19 protein-coding genes are annotated in these 18,692 nt (G+C 64.5%); 12 read left to right on the forward strand and 7 right to left on the reverse strand.

Going from position 1 to position 18,692, the window contains the following annotated elements:
• Positions 1 to 148: 148 nt before the first annotated feature.
• Entirely contained in the window at positions 149 to 1,573 is a 1,425-nt protein-coding gene (locus tag Q8S60_RS16595; RefSeq protein WP_305276652.1) for an amidase, read from the reverse strand.
• A gap of 156 nt (positions 1,574 to 1,729) precedes the next feature.
• Here Q8S60_RS16595 and purB point away from each other — a divergent pair, with 156 nt between their 5' ends.
• Positions 1,730 to 3,082, forward strand: coding sequence for an adenylosuccinate lyase (gene purB, locus Q8S60_RS16600; RefSeq protein ID WP_305276651.1), 1,353 nt, complete (start codon positions 1,730 to 1,732; stop codon positions 3,080 to 3,082).
• Between the two features lie 69 nt (positions 3,083 to 3,151).
• A complete protein-coding gene (locus tag Q8S60_RS16605; RefSeq protein ID WP_305276650.1) occupies positions 3,152 to 3,877 on the forward strand; it encodes a histidine phosphatase family protein in 726 nt (241 codons plus the stop codon).
• A 3-nt stretch (positions 3,878 to 3,880) separates the two neighbouring features.
• Here Q8S60_RS16605 and Q8S60_RS16610 read toward each other — a convergent pair whose 3' ends face one another.
• Entirely contained in the window at positions 3,881 to 4,660 is a 780-nt protein-coding gene (locus Q8S60_RS16610; protein WP_305276648.1) for an enoyl-CoA hydratase/isomerase family protein, read from the reverse strand.
• A gap of 80 nt (positions 4,661 to 4,740) precedes the next feature.
• Complete coding sequence (locus tag Q8S60_RS16615; protein WP_305276647.1) at positions 4,741 to 6,660, reverse strand: pyrroloquinoline quinone-dependent dehydrogenase; 1,920 nt, start codon at positions 6,658 to 6,660, stop codon at positions 4,741 to 4,743.
• Between the two features lie 117 nt (positions 6,661 to 6,777).
• Here Q8S60_RS16615 and Q8S60_RS16620 point away from each other — a divergent pair, with 117 nt between their 5' ends.
• Together Q8S60_RS16620 and Q8S60_RS16625 are read left to right on the forward strand one after the other, a co-directional pair.
• Positions 6,778 to 7,482: a TetR/AcrR family transcriptional regulator gene (locus Q8S60_RS16620; protein ID WP_305276646.1), complete on the forward strand. Its 705-nt coding sequence runs from the start codon at positions 6,778 to 6,780 to the stop codon at positions 7,480 to 7,482.
• 100 nt (positions 7,483 to 7,582) lie between these two features.
• Positions 7,583 to 8,104 carry a PAS domain-containing protein gene (locus tag Q8S60_RS16625; RefSeq protein ID WP_305276645.1) on the forward strand — a complete coding sequence of 174 codons (522 nt, stop codon included), beginning with the start codon at positions 7,583 to 7,585 and terminating at the stop codon, positions 8,102 to 8,104.
• Positions 8,105 to 8,110: 6 nt separating this feature from the next.
• On the opposite strand, the gene Q8S60_RS16630 is transcribed toward Q8S60_RS16625, so the two are convergent.
• Positions 8,111 to 8,428 (reverse strand): DUF1476 domain-containing protein, encoded by a 318-nt coding sequence (locus Q8S60_RS16630; RefSeq protein WP_305276644.1) that lies wholly within the window; start codon positions 8,426 to 8,428, stop codon positions 8,111 to 8,113.
• A gap of 358 nt (positions 8,429 to 8,786) precedes the next feature.
• Between Q8S60_RS16630 and purC the strand changes: the two genes are divergently transcribed.
• The 6 genes from purC to grxD are packed head-to-tail and all read left to right on the forward strand — an operon-like array spanning position 8,787 to position 13,338.
• Positions 8,787 to 9,548: a phosphoribosylaminoimidazolesuccinocarboxamide synthase gene (purC, locus tag Q8S60_RS16635; protein WP_012111509.1), complete on the forward strand. Its 762-nt coding sequence runs from the start codon at positions 8,787 to 8,789 to the stop codon at positions 9,546 to 9,548.
• Positions 9,549 to 9,559: 11 nt separating this feature from the next.
• A complete protein-coding gene (gene purS, locus Q8S60_RS16640; RefSeq protein ID WP_305276643.1) occupies positions 9,560 to 9,805 on the forward strand; it encodes a phosphoribosylformylglycinamidine synthase subunit PurS in 246 nt (81 codons plus the stop codon).
• Between the two features lie 2 nt (positions 9,806 to 9,807).
• Positions 9,808 to 10,476, forward strand: a complete 669-nt coding sequence (gene purQ, locus Q8S60_RS16645; protein ID WP_305276642.1) for a phosphoribosylformylglycinamidine synthase subunit PurQ — start codon at positions 9,808 to 9,810, stop codon at positions 10,474 to 10,476.
• Positions 10,473 to 12,692, forward strand: a complete 2,220-nt coding sequence (gene purL / locus Q8S60_RS16650) for a phosphoribosylformylglycinamidine synthase subunit PurL (protein WP_305276641.1) — start codon at positions 10,473 to 10,475, stop codon at positions 12,690 to 12,692. The genes purQ and purL overlap by 4 nt, the downstream gene beginning before the upstream one ends.
• Positions 12,693 to 12,723: 31 nt before the next feature.
• Positions 12,724 to 12,960, forward strand: a complete 237-nt coding sequence (locus Q8S60_RS16655; protein ID WP_305276640.1) for a BolA family protein — start codon at positions 12,724 to 12,726, stop codon at positions 12,958 to 12,960.
• Positions 12,961 to 12,999: 39 nt separating this feature from the next.
• Positions 13,000 to 13,338 (forward strand): Grx4 family monothiol glutaredoxin, encoded by a 339-nt coding sequence (grxD, locus tag Q8S60_RS16660; RefSeq protein WP_305276639.1) that lies wholly within the window; start codon positions 13,000 to 13,002, stop codon positions 13,336 to 13,338.
• Positions 13,339 to 13,410: 72 nt separating this feature from the next.
• On the opposite strand, the gene rpsD is transcribed toward grxD, so the two are convergent.
• The 3 genes from rpsD to Q8S60_RS16675 form a co-directional block, all read right to left on the reverse strand.
• Positions 13,411 to 14,031, reverse strand: a complete 621-nt coding sequence (rpsD, locus tag Q8S60_RS16665) for a 30S ribosomal protein S4 (protein ID WP_305276638.1) — start codon at positions 14,029 to 14,031, stop codon at positions 13,411 to 13,413.
• 171 nt (positions 14,032 to 14,202) lie between these two features.
• The gene (locus Q8S60_RS16670; RefSeq protein ID WP_305276637.1) at positions 14,203 to 15,672 is read right to left on the reverse strand and encodes an alpha-L-fucosidase; all 1,470 of its coding nucleotides are present in this window, start codon (positions 15,670 to 15,672) and stop codon (positions 14,203 to 14,205) included.
• 40 nt (positions 15,673 to 15,712) lie between these two features.
• Positions 15,713 to 16,501, reverse strand: a complete 789-nt coding sequence (locus tag Q8S60_RS16675) for an RNA methyltransferase (protein ID WP_305276636.1) — start codon at positions 16,499 to 16,501, stop codon at positions 15,713 to 15,715.
• Positions 16,502 to 16,680: 179 nt separating this feature from the next.
• Here Q8S60_RS16675 and Q8S60_RS16680 point away from each other — a divergent pair, with 179 nt between their 5' ends.
• Complete coding sequence (locus tag Q8S60_RS16680) at positions 16,681 to 17,904, forward strand: NADP-dependent isocitrate dehydrogenase (protein WP_305276635.1); 1,224 nt, start codon at positions 16,681 to 16,683, stop codon at positions 17,902 to 17,904.
• 41 nt (positions 17,905 to 17,945) lie between these two features.
• The gene (locus Q8S60_RS16685) at positions 17,946 to 18,485 is read left to right on the forward strand and encodes a hypothetical protein (protein ID WP_305276634.1); all 540 of its coding nucleotides are present in this window, start codon (positions 17,946 to 17,948) and stop codon (positions 18,483 to 18,485) included.
• Positions 18,486 to 18,692 lie beyond the last annotated feature (207 nt).

An 18,692-nucleotide genomic window follows, 5' to 3' on the forward strand; every position in this document is an offset into this window, starting at 1 on the left:
ATGTCGAGGGAGGCATTAATCGCAGCCACCGTCCAATACAAGTCAATGGCTGCGGCCAGTTGATCTGCGAGTGGATCCCGGCTTTCGCCGGGATGACATTTCTTATTTGGACAACCTCGTAGAAAACCGCCACTTGAAGAGCAAGTGGTTATCCCGCAAACACCGGCGGATATTTGTCCGCCCACGGACGGGCCTGTTCGAGTTCGAAGGCGAGTTCGAGGAGGACTTTCTCCTGCCCGGGCTGCGCGGCGAATTGCGAGCCGATGGGGAGGCCGGCCTTGTTCCACGACAGCGGCACGGACATGGCGGGCGTGCCCACCACATTGTGGAGCGGCGTGTAGGTGACGTAGTTGAAGACGCGCTCATAAAGCGTATCGAAAGGCACGGTCGGCGCCTGCTCGCCGGTCTTCGGCGGCGCGGAGGCCAGCACCGGCGTCAGCCAGACGTCGTAATCCGCCATGAAGGCCTCGGTCTGTGCGGTGACTTTCGCGAAATGGGCGAGCGACTTTTCCAGCGTGCCCGCGGGCTTGCTGTTGAAGAGCTCGGCAAGGCCGACGGTCCAGGGCTCAAGCACGGCTTCGGGATCGAGGCCCATCTGCTTCACGAGCGCGACAAGCTCCGCCGGGCCCGACGCCCAGGCGGCGAGGAACGCATCCTCAAAGGCAGCGCCATCGATCCGGTTCCGAGCGGGGACAATCTCGTGACCGAGATCGGCGCAGAGCTGCGCCACATCCTCAAGTGCCGCCTTCACATCCGGCGCGGGCTCCCGGCCCTTGTAGTCCATGGTGCCGAAAGCGATCCTGAGGCGCTTCTTGCCCGGCCCCTCGACGCGGCCGACCGGCGGCAGCACGGCTTCCTTGCCCGTGAGCTCCGTGAGCGAGAGCAGCGTCGCACTGTCGCGAACCGAACGGCTGACGCAATGCTGGAACCCGATATCGCCCGGCAATTGCCTCTCGCCGAGATAGATGCGGCCACGGCTCGGCTTCAGCCCGAAGACGCCGCAGCAGGAAGCGGGAATGCGGATCGAACCGCCGCCATCCGTCGCATGGGCGACAGGCACCATGCCGGAAGCGACCGCCGCCGCCGCGCCGCCCGACGAACCGCCCGGCGAATGCGCGACGTTCCACGGATTGTTGCAAGAACCGAGCAGCAGCGATTCCGTCGTGCCGAGCAGGCCGAATTCCGGCGTGTTGCTCTTGCCGACCATGACGAAGCCCGACTTCTCCTTGCCCGCGATGATGGGATCGGTTTCCGGCGAGATATTCTGCGCGAGAAAGCGCGAGCCGGAGGTGGCGCGCGTGCCTTTCAGATTGTCGAGATCCTTCACGAGGTTCGGGACGCCGGTGAAGGGCCCCTCGGGCAGCTTGCCTTTGGCCGCTTCGCGCGCCCGGTCGTAGAATTTTTCCACCACGGCGTTGACCTGGGGATTGACCTGTTCGATGCGGGAAATGCCCGCCTCCACCAGCTCCAGCGCCGTCAGCTCGCCCTTGCGCACCAGTTCGGCCTGCGCGGTCGCGTCGAGCTTCGCGAGTTCCGGCATGACCGGCTTCGCGCCCTTCAGATTGCTGTCCATCAGCCCCTCCCCTTCGTTTTTGCCTTTTTCCTTGGGGAAAGCCTAGCGCCAAGACCCCGGAAGCGCCACCGGAAGCATCCCCTTGAGAGGCGGGCCCCCCGGTGCTAAACCCTGCCCATTCCTTCCCCCTGCCCCGCCAACCTTGAGAGGCGCCTGATGATTCCGCGCTATTCGCGGCCCGAAATGGTCGCCATCTGGGAACCCGACACGAAGTTCCGCATCTGGTTCGAAATCGAGGCGCATGCCTGCGAGGCGCTGGCGGAACTGGGCGTGATCCCGAAGGAGGCCGCGAAGAACATTCGCGAGCGCGGCGACAAGGCCGTGTTCGACGTCGCCAAGATCGACGAGATCGAGCGCGAGGTGAAGCACGACGTCATCGCGTTTCTCACGCATCTGGCCGAATTCATCGGCGAGGATTCGCGCTTCGTCCATCAGGGCATGACGTCTTCCGACGTGCTGGACACCTGCTTCAATGTGCAGCTTGTCCGCGCCGCCGACATCATGCTGAAGGATATCGACGATCTGCTGGCCGCCATCAAGCGCCGCGCCTTCGAGCACAAGGACACGGTTTCCATCGGCCGCAGCCACGGCATCCATGCCGAGCCGGTGACCTTCGGCCTGAAGATGGCGGAAGCCTATGCCGAGTTCACACGCTGCCGCGAGCGGCTGGTGAACGCCCGCAAGGAAGTCGCGACCTGCGCGATCTCGGGCGCCGTCGGCACCTTTGCCAATATCGATCCGCGCGTGGAAGAACATGTCGCGAAGGCGCTCGGCCTCGAGCCGGAACCCGTGTCGACGCAGGTGATCCCGCGCGACCGCCACGCCATGTATTTCGCGACGCTCGGCGTCATCGCCTCCTCCATCGAGCGCGTGGCGACGGAAATCCGCCACCTGCAGCGCACCGAGGTTCTGGAAGCCGAAGAGTTCTTTTCCGAAGGCCAGAAGGGCTCGTCGGCAATGCCGCACAAGCGAAACCCGGTGCTGACGGAAAACCTGACCGGCCTCGCCCGGCTCGTGCGCGGCATGGCGCTCCCGGCGATGGAGAACGTGGCACTCTGGCATGAGCGCGATATCTCGCACTCCTCCGTCGAACGCATGATCGGCCCGGACGCGACGGTGACGCTCGACTTCGCGCTGGCGCGACTGACCGGCGTGATCGACAAGCTGCTGGTATATCCCGAGCAGATGCAGAAGAACCTCGACAAGCTCGGCGGGCTCGTCCATTCGCAGCGCGTGCTGCTGGCGCTGACGCAGAAGGGTGCCTCCCGCGAGGACGCCTACCGCCTCGTGCAGCGGAACGCCATGCCGGTCTGGCGCGGGGAAGGCAATTTCCTTGAGTTGCTGAAGGCGGACAAGGACGTCTCGGCGAAGCTTTCCGACGCCGAACTCGAAGCACTGTTCGACCTCGGCTACCACACCAAGCATGTCGACACGATCTTCGCGCGGGTGTTCGGGAAAGACGCGATGGCGGCGGCGCAGAAAAACAACAAGGGGAAGGCGGCGGAGTAAGGCTTCACTTCTCCGTCACATTCCCGCCTATACTGCGCGGCATCGTTATTTTCTTCCGGGGGAAAGCCCATGCTTCGCACCGCTTTCGACGGCTCGCGCCGCCGCCGCATCTATCTGTTCCGCCATGGCGACGTTTCCTATGTCGACGACAAGGGGAACCGGGTGGCGGATGCCTCCGCCGTGCCGCTGACGGATTGGGGCCGCGAACAGGCGAGCCTGACCGGCAAGGCGCTCCAGAAAATTCCGTTCGACCGGGCGGTGACGTCGAGCTTTCCGCGCTCCGTCGAGACGGCGCAACTCATCCTCGAAGGGCGCGGGCTCGAAATCGAGCCGCTGGAGCATTTCGTGGAATTCCAGAGCAACAGCTCCTTCCGCGACCAGATCAAGGATCTGAACGACATCGCCTATTCGTTCCGCGACGCGCATCTGCCCGGCGCGCGCTACAATGGCGGCGACAGCTTCGAGGAAGTGAACGCGCGCGTCGTCTCCGCGCTCGAAGAGGTGATCGCCGAACCCGAATGGGAGACGCTCGCCCTCGTCGCGCATGGCGGCATCAACCGCCTGGTGATCGGCTGGGCGCTGGGCTCCGGCCTCTCGACCTTCGCGGCCATCGACCAGAACACCTGTTGCGTCAACGTGATCGACTTCGACGAACACCCGGAGACGAGACAGATCGTCCGCAAGACGCTCCGGGCACTGAACGTCACGGTCTATGACGTCGTGAAGGAAGGCAACCATCTCTTCTCGCTCGAACAGATTGCGGCGCGGCTGAAGGTGAAGGAAGCGGCGGCCTGACGGCTACCGCTTTCCCTTCACGAACTTGTCGCTTTCCTCCCGCGCCGAGCGGAAATTGGTCGAGAGCTGGCTCTGGTCGGCATCGGCATAGGCGCTCACCTTGTGCAGCGCATTGGCCGTTGCGTTGACCGCTTCCTTGACCATGCGGATGGCGGGCGCGGGCATCGACGCTGCGGTGGCGGCAAGCTCCATCGCCTTTTCGACGACATGGCCGTCATCCGCGATCTCCTCGATGAGGCCCCAGTCGAGGGCATGCGCGGCGCTCATGCGCTCGCAGAGAATGCAGATGCGCTTCGCGCGGGCGGGGCCGACCAGCGTGATGAGACGCGGCAGCGCACCCCATTGCAGGTTGATGCCGATCTTCACTTCCGGGACGTAGAGAAAGGCGTTCCGCCCCATGACGCGCCAGTCGAGCGCGAGCGGCAGCGCGACGCCCGCACCGACCGCCATGCCCTCGATCGCGGCGACCGTGATCTGCGGCATGTCCTCCCAGGCCTGGCAGAGCTTCACGCCGCGATAATAGACCTGCCTGAGTTCGAGATCGGTGCCCGCCGTGACGGCGCGGCTCGCTCTTTCCTTCAGGTCGATACCGCCGGAGAAGGCTTCGCGTGTACCGGTCAGTACCACGGCCTGCGTTTCGAGATCGTCATGGAAGCGGCGCGCGACGTCCGTGAGTTCGAGGATCGTCTGCTGATTGAAGGCGTTGCGCGCGCCTTTCCGGTCGAACCGGACGAGCGCTACCGGGCCTTGTCTCTCGATGGTGACGTTTTCATAGGCGGTCATGCCCACCCCTCCCCTTTTTATTGTTGTTCGCGGGAGGATTGTGCGGGGAGGCGCGGGACGATGACAAGCGGAATGCGGGGCTACTCCGGCAACGCGAAGGCAACCACGGAGTCGCCGAGCCTCGTCGTCGCGCGGGCATGGCCGCCGGCGGCGATGACGACATATTGGCGGCCCTCCCATTCATAGGTCATGGGCGTCGCCTGCCCGCCCGCGGGAAGACGGCCCTTCCACAACTCCTCGCCCGAGGCGGCGTCGAAGGCGCGCAGGTAATCGTCCATCGCCGCTCCGATGAAGACGACGCCGCCCGCCGTGACGATGGGTCCGCCGAAATTCGGCGTGCCGAGTTTCCACGGCAGTGGCACTGGAGCGAGGTCGCGCACGGTACCGAGCACACTTTCCCACGCGATCGTGCCATCGGAGAGATCGACTGCGGTCAGCATGCCCCAGGGCGGCGGGTTGCAGGGCAGATCGAGCGGCGAGAGCACAAGCTCGCGCTTCACCGCCCAGCGCGTCGGCGCCTGCGGCGAGATTTCCTCGTTCGGCTCGGCCGCTTTCGCGGCTTCATAGTTTTCCGACGGGATCAGCGTGATGAGATGCGCGGCGCGGCTCGTGTTGATGTACATGAGCTGGCTTTCGGGATCGAACGCCATGCCGCCCCAGTTCGCACCGCCGCCCGTGAAGGGATACATGATCGTGCCTTGCGGCGAGGGGGGCGTGAAGAGACCTTCCGAACGCGCGCCCGCGATCTTTTCGCGGCAGGCCTTGCGGTCCCAGTATGTAAGGCCCCAGGCATCGTCCGGCGACAACGTCTGCGGCACCAGCGGCGGCGGTGCAACGGGGAAGGGCTGCGTCGGCGAGAGAAACTCGCCCGCCGCGCCGCCTTGGGGCACCGCGCGCTCTTCCACCTCGAAGATCGGCTTCCCGGTATCGCGGTCCAGCACGAAGACGAAGCCGGTCTTCGTCACCTGCACCACGGCATCGAGCGGCTTGCCGTCGCGCGTCAGCGTGACGAGGCTCGGCTGCGCGGGAAGATCGTAGTCCCAGACGTCATGATGCACGGTCTGGAAATGCCAGCGGACATCGCCCGTGCGGGCATCGAGCGCGACGACGGAATTCGCATAGCGGTTGTCGCCGGAACGCTCGCCGCCGAAGAAGTCGGGGCTGGGCGATGATGTCGGCAGGAAGAAGAGCCCGCGCGTCTCGTCCGCCGACATCGGCGCCCAGACATTGGCATGACCGGTATGTTCCGCGACGCCGCGCGGCCAGTCTTCGGGATGATCCTTCGCGCCGCGTGTCACCGGATTGAATTCCCAGCGCGGCTTGCCCGTGCGCGCATCGAAGGCGCGGACCGTGCCCTTCGGCGCATCGACGCGGCGATTGTCGCTGATGGCGGAACCGATGACGACGACGCCATTGGCGACCGAAGGCGGCGACGTGATCTGGAATTCGCCGGGCCATTGAAGCGCCATACCGGGATCGATGCGGACTTCACCGTCCATGCCGAAGCCGAGGCAAGGCTGGCCTGTCCCGGCATCGAGGGCGATGAGCCGCGAGTCGACCGTGCCCATGAAAAGCCGCGTGGCGCAGAGATCGCCCTCGCCCGCCGCCGCATCCACCCAGGGCGTGACGCCCCTGCAGATGAACTGGTTGCCCGGCCGGTAGCCGGTCGCAACCTTCGGGTCGTAGCGCCACTTCTGCGCGCCCGTGCCGGGATCGAGCGCGATCACCTCGTTGAAGGGCGAGCAGAAGATGAGCGAGCCCGCGACCAGAACCGGCGTGCCCTCGAAGGCGCTGTATTTCATGTCGTCCACGCGGGCCGTCATGTCGCCTGTCGAATAGGTCCATGCCGGCGCGAGCTTGCCGACATTCGCCGGCGTGATCTGCGCCGATGCGGAATGGCGCTGCCCGCCCGCGTCGCCCCCGTAATGCGTCCAGCCTTCCGCCAGCGCGGAAAACGGCAACAGCGTCGCGAATACCAGACAGAGCCAAAGGCGGGTCATTTTCCATCTCCCTCCGAATTAATTGACTGAATGGTTCATTCATTTATCCTGAGAGTCAAGACGATTCGAAATCCGGATGGGAAACCGCCGGAGAAACCGGAAAGGAAGGAACGAGGAGTGGCTCGCAAGAAGACCCCGCAAAAGGTGGACGACATCGCCGAAGCCGCCATTGCCTGCTTCACGGATCTGGGGGTAAGGCGCACGCAAATGGCCGATGTGGCCAAGGCGGCGGGCGTTTCGGCCGGGACCCTCTATCTCTATGTGACGAGCAAGGAGGCCCTCTTCCACCTTGCGATCCTGAAGGTCTGCGCGCAGCCACTCAACACGCTCGCCCTGCCCCTCGCCGATCCCGGGATGAAGACGACGGCGGCGATCTTCTCGGCCCGGACGGCGGAGGTCCGCCACTGGCCGGCGCTCGACAATGCGCTGAAGCCGCGCGCGACAGTGGAGGTGGAGACGCTGCACCGCATCGGCGAAGAGCTCTACGACATGCTCTGCGAGGCTCGCCGCGCCATCTGGCTGGTCGACCGCTGCTCCTCCGAAATACCCGAATTCGAGGAAATGCACGCGCGCGATCTCCGGGCCCGCCACCGTGACCATCTTGCAAGCGTGGCCCTGAAGGCCGCGAACCGGAAAGGCACGCCCTCGCCCGCCCTCCGCCTGGCGGCGCGGCTCGGCATCGAGATCGTGGCCTGGGCCGCCATGCATCGCCTGCGTGAGTCGCCGGCAAACAATATCCCCGGCCTCTCCGAAACGGACGCAAGGGAAACCGCGGCCCGCAGCTTTGCGGCTACGCTGATGAAGGCCGCGGAGGGAAACTGACACCGTTTCGAACCGGAAATGCCTCTATTTTAAGGGGATTTTATTGCTTTACTGATGACATGAAACCAGCGGACAGAACACTCCGCGACATGAAGCCAGGATGGCGACGATGCACGCCGATGCGAGAAATCAGCTCCCCACAGAGGCCCAGACCGCCCGAATAGAGGCGCTCGTCGAGGCGATCCCGGCTGCCACCCATCCTGAATCGCTGGCCCTCATCGCATTCTGGGAAAAGCACCACATCAACGGCCGCGTGCTTCGCCGCGCCGACCTCCCCTGCCGCGAGGCCGCGCCCCTGCTTCCGAATGTGTTCGTGCTGCAGCCGACCGACGAAACGGCAACGGACTGGCGCCTGCGCCTTGTCGGCACCAAGCTGACGCGCTGGCTCGATTTCGATCCGACGGGCCTGACGATTTCGGGTTTCTACCATCCTGACCACGTCGCCGAGAACGCGGAGGTCTATCGGATGGTCACGCGCGACCGCCGCCCCCATGTGACACAGGGGCGGCTCGGCGGCGTGAACCGCGATTTCCTGAAACTTGAAATCGTCCATCTGCCGATGGAGGGCGCGTCGGTAGACGAGATGCTGCTTCTCGGCTGCATCTCCGTTTTCGAGCAGTAGCCGTCCTCAGCTCTGGAGCTGGCGGACCGCCTCATCCATCAGTTCGGTCATGGTGCGGCGGATCTGGTGATCCGACTGCTCCACGCCCTTGGCGTCGAAATCGCCGCGAATCTTGCGGAAAACGTCCTCGTCGCCGGCTTCCTGGAAATCGGCCGCGATCACTTCCTGCGCATAGGCCGCGGCGGCGTCGCCGGAAAGCCCCATCAGTTCCGCCGCCCAGAGCCCGAGCAGCTTGTTGCGCCGCGCATTGGCCTTGAAACGCAACTCTTCGTCATGGACGAACTTCTTCTCGAAACCGTCTTCGCGCTTGTCGAAGGTGGACATGAATGGAAACTCTCCGTTCAGAGGGCGGATGCGCCCCGGCCAGCGAAAGCGCGGCCGGCGGCAATTTGACCCTAGGCATAGCCGCCCGGCCTCCCCAAATCAACCGCGAACGGAAGACGGGCGGCGCCTTGCGGCAAATTGGCTAAAGCCCTGATTTCCAGCCGTTTTTCTCCAGGGTTGCGCCGCACCAAAGGCTCGTTGTATCGCTTCTGGCCTTGGGGTACTTTGCGCACGCCGGAGGGCCGATTCCGCTGCCGCTTCCGGCTCTCCTACCGCCTTGGAGCGGCCCCTCGAAATTCGCGCGGGCGACCCCCGCGCGCCCAGACGACCCTCCGGGCTAACCGATTGGAATCATGACATGAGCCGGCGCAGACGCGTTTACGAAGGCAAGGCAAAGGTGCTTTACGAGGGCCCGGAACCGGGCACGCTCATTCAGCACTTCAAGGACGATGCGACGGCCTTCGACGCGCAGAAACGCGCCACCATCGAGGGCAAGGGCGTCCTCAACAACCGCATCTCGGAATTCATTTTCACGCGGCTGAACGAGATCGGCGTACCGACGCATTTCATCCGCGCGCTCAACATGCGCGAACAGCTCATCCGCGAAGTCGAGATCATCCCCTGCGAGGTGGTGGTGCGCAACGTGGCGGCCGGTTCGCTTTCGAAGCGCCTCGGCATCGACGAGGGCACGGTGCTGCCGCGCTCGATCATCGAGTTCTACTACAAGAACGACGAGCTGCACGACCCGATGGTGTCGGAAGAACACATCACGGCCTTCGGCTGGGCGACGCCGCAGGAAATCGACGACATGATGGCGCTCGCGCTGCGCATCAACGACTTCCTGACCGGCCTCTTCCTCGGCATCGGCATCCGCCTTGTCGACTTCAAGGTCGAGTTCGGCCGCCTCTACGAAGGCGAGATGGTGCGCGTCGTCCTCGCGGACGAGATCAGCCCGGATTGCTGCCGGCTGTGGGACACCCGCACCAACGACAAGATGGACAAGGACCGCTTCCGCCGCGACATGGGTGGACTGATCGAAGCCTATTCGGAAGTCGCACGGCGGCTCGGCATCCTGTTCGAGAACGAGCCGAAGCGCAGCGGCCCCAAACTGGTGAAGTGACGCGAGGAAGTATGAAAGCGCGTATCAAAGTCACGCTGAAGAACGGCGTTCTCGATCCGCAGGGAAAGGCCATCGAGGGCGCGCTGGGCTCGCTCGGCTTTTCGGGCGTCGCAAGCGTCCGTCAGGGCAAGCTCTTCGAGGTCGAACTCGCCGAGACGGACCCGGCAAAGGCACGCGCCGCGCTGGAAGAGATGAGCAAGAAGCTCCTCGCCAACACGGTGATCGAAAACTACGCGGTCGAGCTGGACGAGAAGTGAGCATGAAATCAGCCGTCGTCGTCTTTCCCGGCTCCAACCGCGAGCGCGACATGCTGCGCGCGCTCGAGACCATCACCGGCACCAGGCCGGCAGCCGTCTGGCATGCCGACCGCGATCTGCCCGACACCGACCTTGTGGTGCTGTGCGGCGGCTTTTCCTATGGCGACTATCTCCGCACCGGCGCCATCGCCGCGCGCGGCAATATCATGCCGGCGATCGCGAAGGCGGCCGACAGGGGCGTGCGCGTGCTGGGCGTCTGCAACGGCTTCCAGATCCTTTGCGAGGCGGGCCTGCTGCCCGGCGTGCTGATGCGGAACGCCGGCCTGAAATTCGTCTGCAAGCATGTCGACCTCGAAGTCGCGAATGCCGATACGGACTTCACGCGCAAATACGAAGCAGGCCAGGTGTGGCGCTGCCCCGTCGCGCATGGCGACGGTAATTACTTCACCGACCCGGAAACGCTGAAGCGCCTCGAGGGCGAAGGCCGCGTCGGCCTGCGCTATGCGCATGGCACCAACCCGAACGGCTCGCTGAACGACATTGCCGGTATTCTCAACGAACGCGGCAATGTGTTCGGCCTGATGCCGCATCCCGAAAACATGATCGAACCGCTGAACGGCTCGACCGACGGCAGGGCCCTGTTCGAAAGCGTGCTGGAGGCGGTTGCGTGATACCGAACGATGTCAGGATCACCCCGGAGCTGATCGCCGAGCACGGCCTCAAGCCCGACGAGTACCAGCGCATTCTCGACCTGATCGGCCGCGAACCGACGCTGACCGAACTCGGCATCTTCTCCGCCATGTGGAACGAGCACTGCTCGTACAAATCGTCGAAGAAGTGGCTGCGCACGCTGCCCACCACAGGACCGCGCGTCATCTGCGGGCCGGGCGAGAATGCGGGCGTCGTCGATATCGGCGACGGGCAGGCGATCATCTTCAAGATGGAAAGCCACAACCATCCCTCCTACATCGAACCGCATGAAGGCGCCGCGACCGGCGTCGGCGGCATACTGCGCGACGTCTTCACGATGGGCGCGCGGCCCATTGCGGCGCTGAACGCGCTCCGTTTCGGCGAGCCGGACCATCCGCGCACGCGGCACATCGTGTCGGGCGTCGTCGCGGGCGTCGGCGGCTACGGCAACAGCTTCGGCGTGCCGACCATCGGTGGCGAAGTGAATTTCGATCCGAGCTACAACGGCAACTGCCTCGTGAACGCCTTCGCGGCGGGCCTCGCGGACGCCGACAAGATTTTCTATTCGGAAGCGAAGGGCGTCGGCCTCCCCATCGTCTATCTCGGCTCCAAGACCGGACGCGACGGCATTCACGGCGCGACCATGGCATCGGCCGAATTCGGCGAGAACTCGGAAGAGAAACGCCCGACCGTGCAGATCGGCGATCCCTTCTCCGAAAAGCTGCTGCTCGAAGCCTGCCTCGAACTGATGGCGTCCGGCGCCGTCATCGCCATTCAGGACATGGGCGCCGCCGGCCTCACCTGCTCCGCCGTCGAAATGGGCGCGAAGGGCGATCTCGGCGTCGAACTCGACCTCGACAAGGTGCCCTGCCGCGAAGACGGCATGACGGCCTACGAAATGATGCTGTCGGAAAGCCAGGAGCGCATGCTCATGGTGCTCGACCCGGCGAAGGAGAAAGAGGCCGAGGCGATCTTCGTCAAATGGGGCCTCGACTTCGCGGTGATCGGCAAGACGACCGACGATCTGCGCTTCCTGATCAAGCAGCATGGCCAGGTCATGGCCGATCTGCCGATCAAGGAACTGGGCGATCAGGCGCCCGAATACGACCGCCCCTGGATCGCGGCGGAAAAGCCGAAGCCGCTCGACCCGGCCGACGTGCCCGCGCCGAACGATATCGGCGATGTGCTGACCCGGATGCTGGCGCTGCCCGACATGTGCTCGCGCCGCTGGGTCTGGGAACAATATGACCACCTCATTCAGGGCAACACCGCCATCGGCCCCGGCGGCGACGCGGCCGTGATCCGCGTCGAGAACGGGCCCAAGGGCCTCGCCTTCACGCTCGACGTGACGCCGCGCTATTGCGCCGCCGACCCGCGCGAAGGCGGCAGGCAGGCGGTTGCCGAATGCTGGCGCAACCTGACGGCAGTGGGTGCGGAGCCGCTTGCCATCACCGACAACCTGAATTTCGGCAACCCCGAAAAGCCGGACATCATGGGCCAGTTCGTCGGCTGCATCGAAGGCATCGGCGATGCCTGCCGCGCTCTCGACTTCCCTGTCGTCTCGGGCAATGTGTCGCTCTACAACGAGACCAACGGCAAGGGCATCCTGCCGACACCCGCCATCGGCGCGGTCGGCCTGCTCGATAATTTCGAACAGCGCGTGACCGTCGCCTTCAAGGCGGCCGGCGAGGCCATCGTGCTGATCGGCGAGACGAAAGGCCATCTCGGCCAGAGCATCTATCTGCGCGACATCGCCGGAAAGACCAACGACCGCAGCGCGCCGCCGCCCGTCGACCTCGCCGTCGAGCGCCGCAACGGCGACTTCGTGCGGACCGAAATCCGCGCCGGCAGAACCACCGCCGTTCACGACATTTCGGATGGCGGCATCCTGGTGGCACTCGCCGAAATGGCGATGGCGGGCGGCCTCGGCGCAAGCGTCAAACCGGACGCCGTCCTGCCCCTCCACGCCTGGGCTTTCGGCGAGGATCAGGCCCGCTACCTGGTAACCATGCCGGAAAAGGAGGCGGAAGCCTTCATCGCCCGGGCCGGAAAAGCGGGCGTTCCCGCCACCCGCCTCGGCACCACCGGCGGTAACGAATTGACACTCAACGGCGGCGTTCCCATATCATTGACGGGTATAAAGGCCGCCCATGAGAGTTGGTTGCCTGCCTATATGGCGGCAGGCGCCGAACTGTGATCGCCGGCGCCAAACGGGAGACGCGCACGACATGGCTATGACCGCCTCGGATATCGAACGTCTCATCAAGGAAGCCATCCCCGATGCGATCGTCGACATCCGCGATCTGGCGGGCGACGGCGACCACTACGCCGCCAACGTCATCTCGGCCGCCTTCAAGGGCAAGACCCGCGTGCAGCAGCACCAGATGGTCTACAGCGCCTTGAAGGGCGGGATGGGCAGCGAGCTTCACGCATTGGCGCTGCAGACCAGCGCGCCGCAGGACTGACACAAGCGCCGGCCCCGAGCCGCGAAAGGACGAAACGACATGAGCGAAAATCCGGTCTTCGACCGCATCAAAAGCGAAGTGGCGAGCCAGGACGTGGTGCTGTTCATGAAGGGCACGCCGGTCTTTCCGCAATGCGGCTTTTCCAACGCCGTCGTGCAGGTGCTGACCTATCTCGGCGTCCCCTTCAAGGGCATCAACGTGCTGGAGGATGACGACATCCGCCAGGGCATCAAGGAATTCTCGGAATGGCCCACCATTCCGCAGCTCTATGTGAAGGGCGAATTCGTCGGCGGCTGCGACATCATCCGCGAGATGTTCGAGCAGGGTGAACTGCGCGACTACCTCGCGCAGAAGGGCATCCAGACGGAAGCGGCGTAAGCTTCTTCGCCGGACGGGCACAAAAAAGGCCGCGCAACGCGCGGCCTTTTCTTTTGTCGTGACGCGGCAGGACTAGCTGCGCGAATAGAATTCGACGACGAGGTTCGGTTCCATGTGGGCGGCGTAGGGCACGTCGCCGAAGGCCGGAACGCGGACGAACTTCGCGACCATCTTGTCGTGGTCGACTTCGATGTAGTCCGGCGTGTCGCGCTCGGCCGACTGCGCGGCTTCGAGAACCACGGCGAGGTTCTTCGACTTCTCGCGCACCTCGATCACATCGCCCTCGCGGACGCGGTAGCTCGGCACGTTGACGCGTTTGCCGTTGACCAGAATGTGGCCATGGCCGACGAACTGGCGCGCGGCGAAGGGCGTCATCACGAACTTGGCGCGATAGACGACCGCGTCGAGGCGGCGCTCAAGCAGGCCGATCAGGATTTCACTGGTATCGCCGCGGAGGCGGTTCGCCTCCTTGTAGATGCCGCGGAACTGCTTTTCGGAAATATTGCCGTAGAAGCCCTTGAGCTTCTGCTTGGCGCGCAGCTGCACGCCGTAATCCGAGAGCTTGCCCTTGCGGCGCTGGCCGTGCTGGCCGGGGCCGTATTCGCGGCGGTTGACCGGGCTCTTCGGACGACCCCAGATGTTTTCGCCCATCCGGCGGTCGATTTTGTACTTGGACTCCTGGCGCTTTGTCATCGCGGTTTCCTTGGTCAAGAATGACGGAAACGCGCCCTCCTCTGCCCTTTTTGGGCCGACAGGGGATGGCTACAAGCGTCGCCGTCCCCGCGGGTGCGTAGTTAAATAAAACAGGCCCCCAAATCCGGGAGCCCGTTTCGAGGCGGGTTTTAGCGCGAGGGGGTGCCCCTGTCAAACGCGGCCTTCCGTCACGGCGACGACCGGGGCAAAGCCGCCCTCCAGCGGATGCCGGAACTGCAGCACCAGATCGTCCTCCTCCGCCCGCAACTGGACGGGGCTGCCGTCGCTCAGGAGCGCCGCCTCGCCCGCCAGCGCCACATTGCGCAGACGCAGGCTCTCGCCGGTGGGCCGCCCCAGGATGAGGATGTTCACAACCCCGGCCCGGCGCGTGAACCGGACCTCCAGCTCCTCATCCGTGACGGCGGCGGCCGTCTCGCCGGGCGCCCCGCCCGGCCCCGTCCCGTAGATCGCGGTGCCATTGACCCTGAGCCAATCGCCAAACGCCTTGAGGCGGGCAAGCTGCGGCTCGGGGATCGCGGCGTCCTCGCCGCGCGGACCGATATTGAGGAGCAGGTTGCCGCCCTTCGCCACGCCGTCGATGAAATCGGCGATGAGCGTGTCCGCCGCCTGATAATCCTCTTCCCCGTCGTTGCGATTGAAACCGAAGGAATGGCTCATGCCGCGCGTCGCCTCCCACTTCTTGGCCTGCACGGTCGGGAAGCGGCGATATTCGGGCGTGCGGAAATCGCTGTGCGGAATTTCCTGCGGCAGCACACCCTCGACCGCTTCGGGATGCTTTGCGATGTACCGCTTGGCGAAGAAGTCGAGCAGGCGCCGGGCAGGCTTGAGGCGCAGCAATTTCGACGACAGCCGGACATGGACCCAGCGGTCGTTGACGACGCCTTCGGGCACGGCGTTGTAGTAGTCGGCAAAGAGACCCAGCATGTCGTCGAAGCCGGTCGGCCAGGAAATGTCGTTCCAGAGCACGCTGGGCTCGTAGCGCTCGATCAGCTCGCGCGTCTGCGCCATCGCATAGGCGGGATAGTCGCCACCCGGCATCGAACCGATGAAATCGGCAAACGTGCGGAGCGGCTCGCGGTTGAAGGTCCAGTCGATGCCGCCGGAATAATAGACACCGAAGCGCAAGCCCTGCGCGCGAACGGCCCGCGCGAGTTCGCCCACGATGTCACGCTCCGTCGTCCAGCCCTGCTCGTGGCGGTTCTCGACGCCGCTCGGCCACAGGCAGAACCCGTCATGATGTTTCGTCACCAGCACGACATATTTCGCACCCGCATTCGCAAAGGCTTCGGCCCAACTGTCCGGATCCCAGCTTTTCAGGCCCGCGGCGAAGGCTTCACGAAAATCGCCATAGGGACGGCCGCCATACTGCTCGGCATGAAACTGCGCCGAGGGCGTTCCGGGCACCTTGATCGCGTTCGCATACCACTCGGTATAGGGCGTCATCGCGACGGCGCGGTCGTAGTCCTTCTTGAAGGCATCCGAGATGCTGCCGAGGCGCGGCGCGAAGGCGGGGATCGAGAACAGGCCCCAATGGATGAAAATGCCGAACTTGGCGTCGTCGTACCATTGCGGCAGCGGACGCGAGCCCAGCGATGCGAGCGTACCTGTATACCGATCCATTTGTTCCCCCCTCCGGCAGATCCCTCATCCGCGCAGCCTGTCAGTCCGGCGGTCCCTCGCCTTTCGGATAGCGGCGCGTCAGCGCCGCGACGACGCCGCGCAATGTGCGGACTTCCTGCTCGGTCAGCACCGCGCGCTGGAACATGTTGCGCAGGTTGCGGATCATCGAGGGCCGCTTCTCCGGCGGCTTCAGGAAACCGAAGCGATCGAGCTCGCCTTCGAGGTGATTGAAGAAGCCGACAAGCTCCTCTTTCGTCGCCGGGCGCGTCTGCAGATATTCGATCCGCTCCGCTTCGGTCCGGTCGCCCGCCTTGAACCACTCGTAGGACATCAGCAATACGCATTGCGCGAGATTGAGCGAGGCGAAGGCGGGGTTCACCGGCACCATCATCAGCGCATCTGAAAGCGCGAGGTCGTCGTTCTCGAGCCCGGTGCGCTCCGGCCCGAAGAGAAGCCCGGACCGGCCGCCCGCCGCATGCGCCTCGCGCAGCCGTGTAGCCGAGGTCTCGGGCGTGAGGATGGGCTTCACCATGTCGCGCGGGCGGGCTGTCGTCGCCACGACATAATCGAGGTCCGCGATCGCCTCCGCCGTCGTGGCGTAAAGCCCGGCCCCGTCAATCACAATGTCGGCGCCCGACGCCGCCGCCCGGGCGCGCTCGTTCGGCCAGCCGTCGCGAGGACGCACGATGCGCAGGTCCGTGAGGCCGAAATTGAGCATGGCGCGCGCCGCCGTGCCGATATTCTCGCCAAGCTGCGGCGCCACGAGAATCACGGCCGGTCCCGCCTCGCGCGGGGCTTCGTCTTTCCTGGTCTGGTCCGTGCCGGCCATGCCGCTCCGCTATATTCTCTCTGTTCCCTTGGGGGAAAGGGGCTCGCGCTCAATAAGCGATTGCCCGCCTTTAATCAATCCGCGCGCAATGTTATAGGAAGAGGGCCATTCCCGGCCCCCCCGCGTCCCTTGCCGCGCGCCCTGCCCGCCCGCCTGTTACCAAGTTCGAAGGATCCCCCATGCCGAAGATCAAAGTCGCAAACCCCGTGGTCGATCTCGATGGCGATGAGATGACCCGGATCATCTGGCAGATGATCAAGGACAAGCTGATCTTCCCCTATCTGGACCTCGACATCGACTATTACGACCTCGGCATGGAGCACCGCGACGCCACCGACGACAAGGTGACGGTCGAAAGCGCCGAGGCGATCAAGAAGTACGGCGTCGGCGTCAAATGCGCGACCATCACGCCGGACGAAGCCCGCGTGAAGGAATTCGGCCTCAAGAAGATGTGGAAGTCGCCCAACGGCACCATCCGCAACATCCTCGGCGGCACCGTGTTCCGCGAGCCCATCATCTGCCGCAACATCCCGCGCCTCGTGCCCGGCTGGACGGAGCCGATCGTGATCGGCCGCCACGCCTTCGGCGACCAGTACCGCGCCACCGACATCCTGATCCCCGGCAAGGGCAAGCTCACCATGAAGTGGGTGTCCGAGGACGGCAAGGAGACGATCGAGGAGGAAGTGTTCAACTTCCCCGCCGCCGGCGTCGCCATGGGCATGTACAACCTCGACGATTCGATCCGCGACTTCGCGCGCTCCTGCCTGAAATTCGGTCTCGACCGGAAATACCCGGTCTATCTCTCGACCAAGAACACGATCCTCAAAACCTATGACGGCCGCTTCAAGAATCTCTTCCAGGAAATCTACGAGAAGGAATTCAAGGCCGATTACGACGCCGCGAAGATCACCTACGAGCACCGCCTGATCGACGACATGGTGGCCTCGGCGATGAAGTGGTCCGGCGGCTATGTCTGGGCCTGCAAGAACTACGACGGCGACGTGCAGTCGGATTCGGTGGCCCAGGGCTTCGGCTCGCTCGGCCTGATGACCTCCGTGCTGCTGACGCCGGACGGCAAGATCATGGAAGCCGAAGCCGCCCACGGCACGGTGACGCGCCATTTCCGCGCCCATCAGCGCGGCGAGGAAACCTCGACCAACTCCATCGCCTCGATCTTCGCCTGGACACGCGGCCTGTCGCACCGCGCCAAGCTCGACGGCAACGACGCGCTGGCGAAGTTCTCCCAGACGCTGGAAAAGGTCTGCGTCTCGACGGTCGAAAGCGGCCACATGACGAAGGACCTGGCGCTGCTGGTCGGCTCCGAACAGTCATGGCTCTCGACGGAAGGCTTCCTCGACAAGGTCGCGAGCAATCTCGACAAGGCACTGGCGAAGCAGGCCTGATCCGCGGACGAACCGGACCGGTCAGCGAAAGAAGAAGCAGAATGTCCACCGGAAGACCCCATAGTGGAAAGACAGGGTGGTTTTTCAGGCTGCGTCATTTCTTCTTTATCTTCGCCTATCTCTGGCTGCTCCTCAGCGTCTACACGCTGCACAATACGCTCGTCCTGACGGACTGGAGCCTTGTTGCCCATTTCGGCGCGGCGACGCTGAAGGCGCTGGTCTTCGCGAAGTTCATCCTGATCGGCGAGCACCTGAAACTCGGATCGCGCGCCGAGCATCTGCCGCTGATCTGGCCGATCCTCATCAAGTCCGCGCTTTTCTCGCTCGTCCTCATCGGCTTCAACCTCGCCGAGGAAGCCCTCCTCCATTGGCTCCGCCCACATGAAGCCGCCGGCGGCGACGGCATGGACCTCGGCAGCCTGCCGGCGGTCCTCTCTCTCACCGTCATGATTTTCATCGCCCTCATCCCCTTCTTCGGCATCAGGGAACTCGGCCGCGTCATCGGCGAAGACGGCATGTTCGACCTGTTTTTCCGCAAACGCCCCGAAGGCGCCAACACCCCCGGCACAGACGCGGACTGACGCCGGATCGCGGAAGCCGCCCACAGCACGAACGGCCCCGCGAGGCGAGGCCTCCGGGGTTTTGCGCGAAAGAAGAAGGTGCGCGGGGCATTGGAACTCGAACCGCACATGTATCTCGCATGTGACATGTGGCACATGTAAGGGCGTTTCTCGTTCCGCCCCGCGCGTTGCGATTTTCCGGTCCAAGAGAGTCTTTCAAGACAACCC

Origin of the sequence: Parvibaculum sp. (genome assembly GCF_030694575.1) — a bacterium.
GTDB lineage: Bacteria > Pseudomonadota > Alphaproteobacteria > Parvibaculales > Parvibaculaceae > Parvibaculum.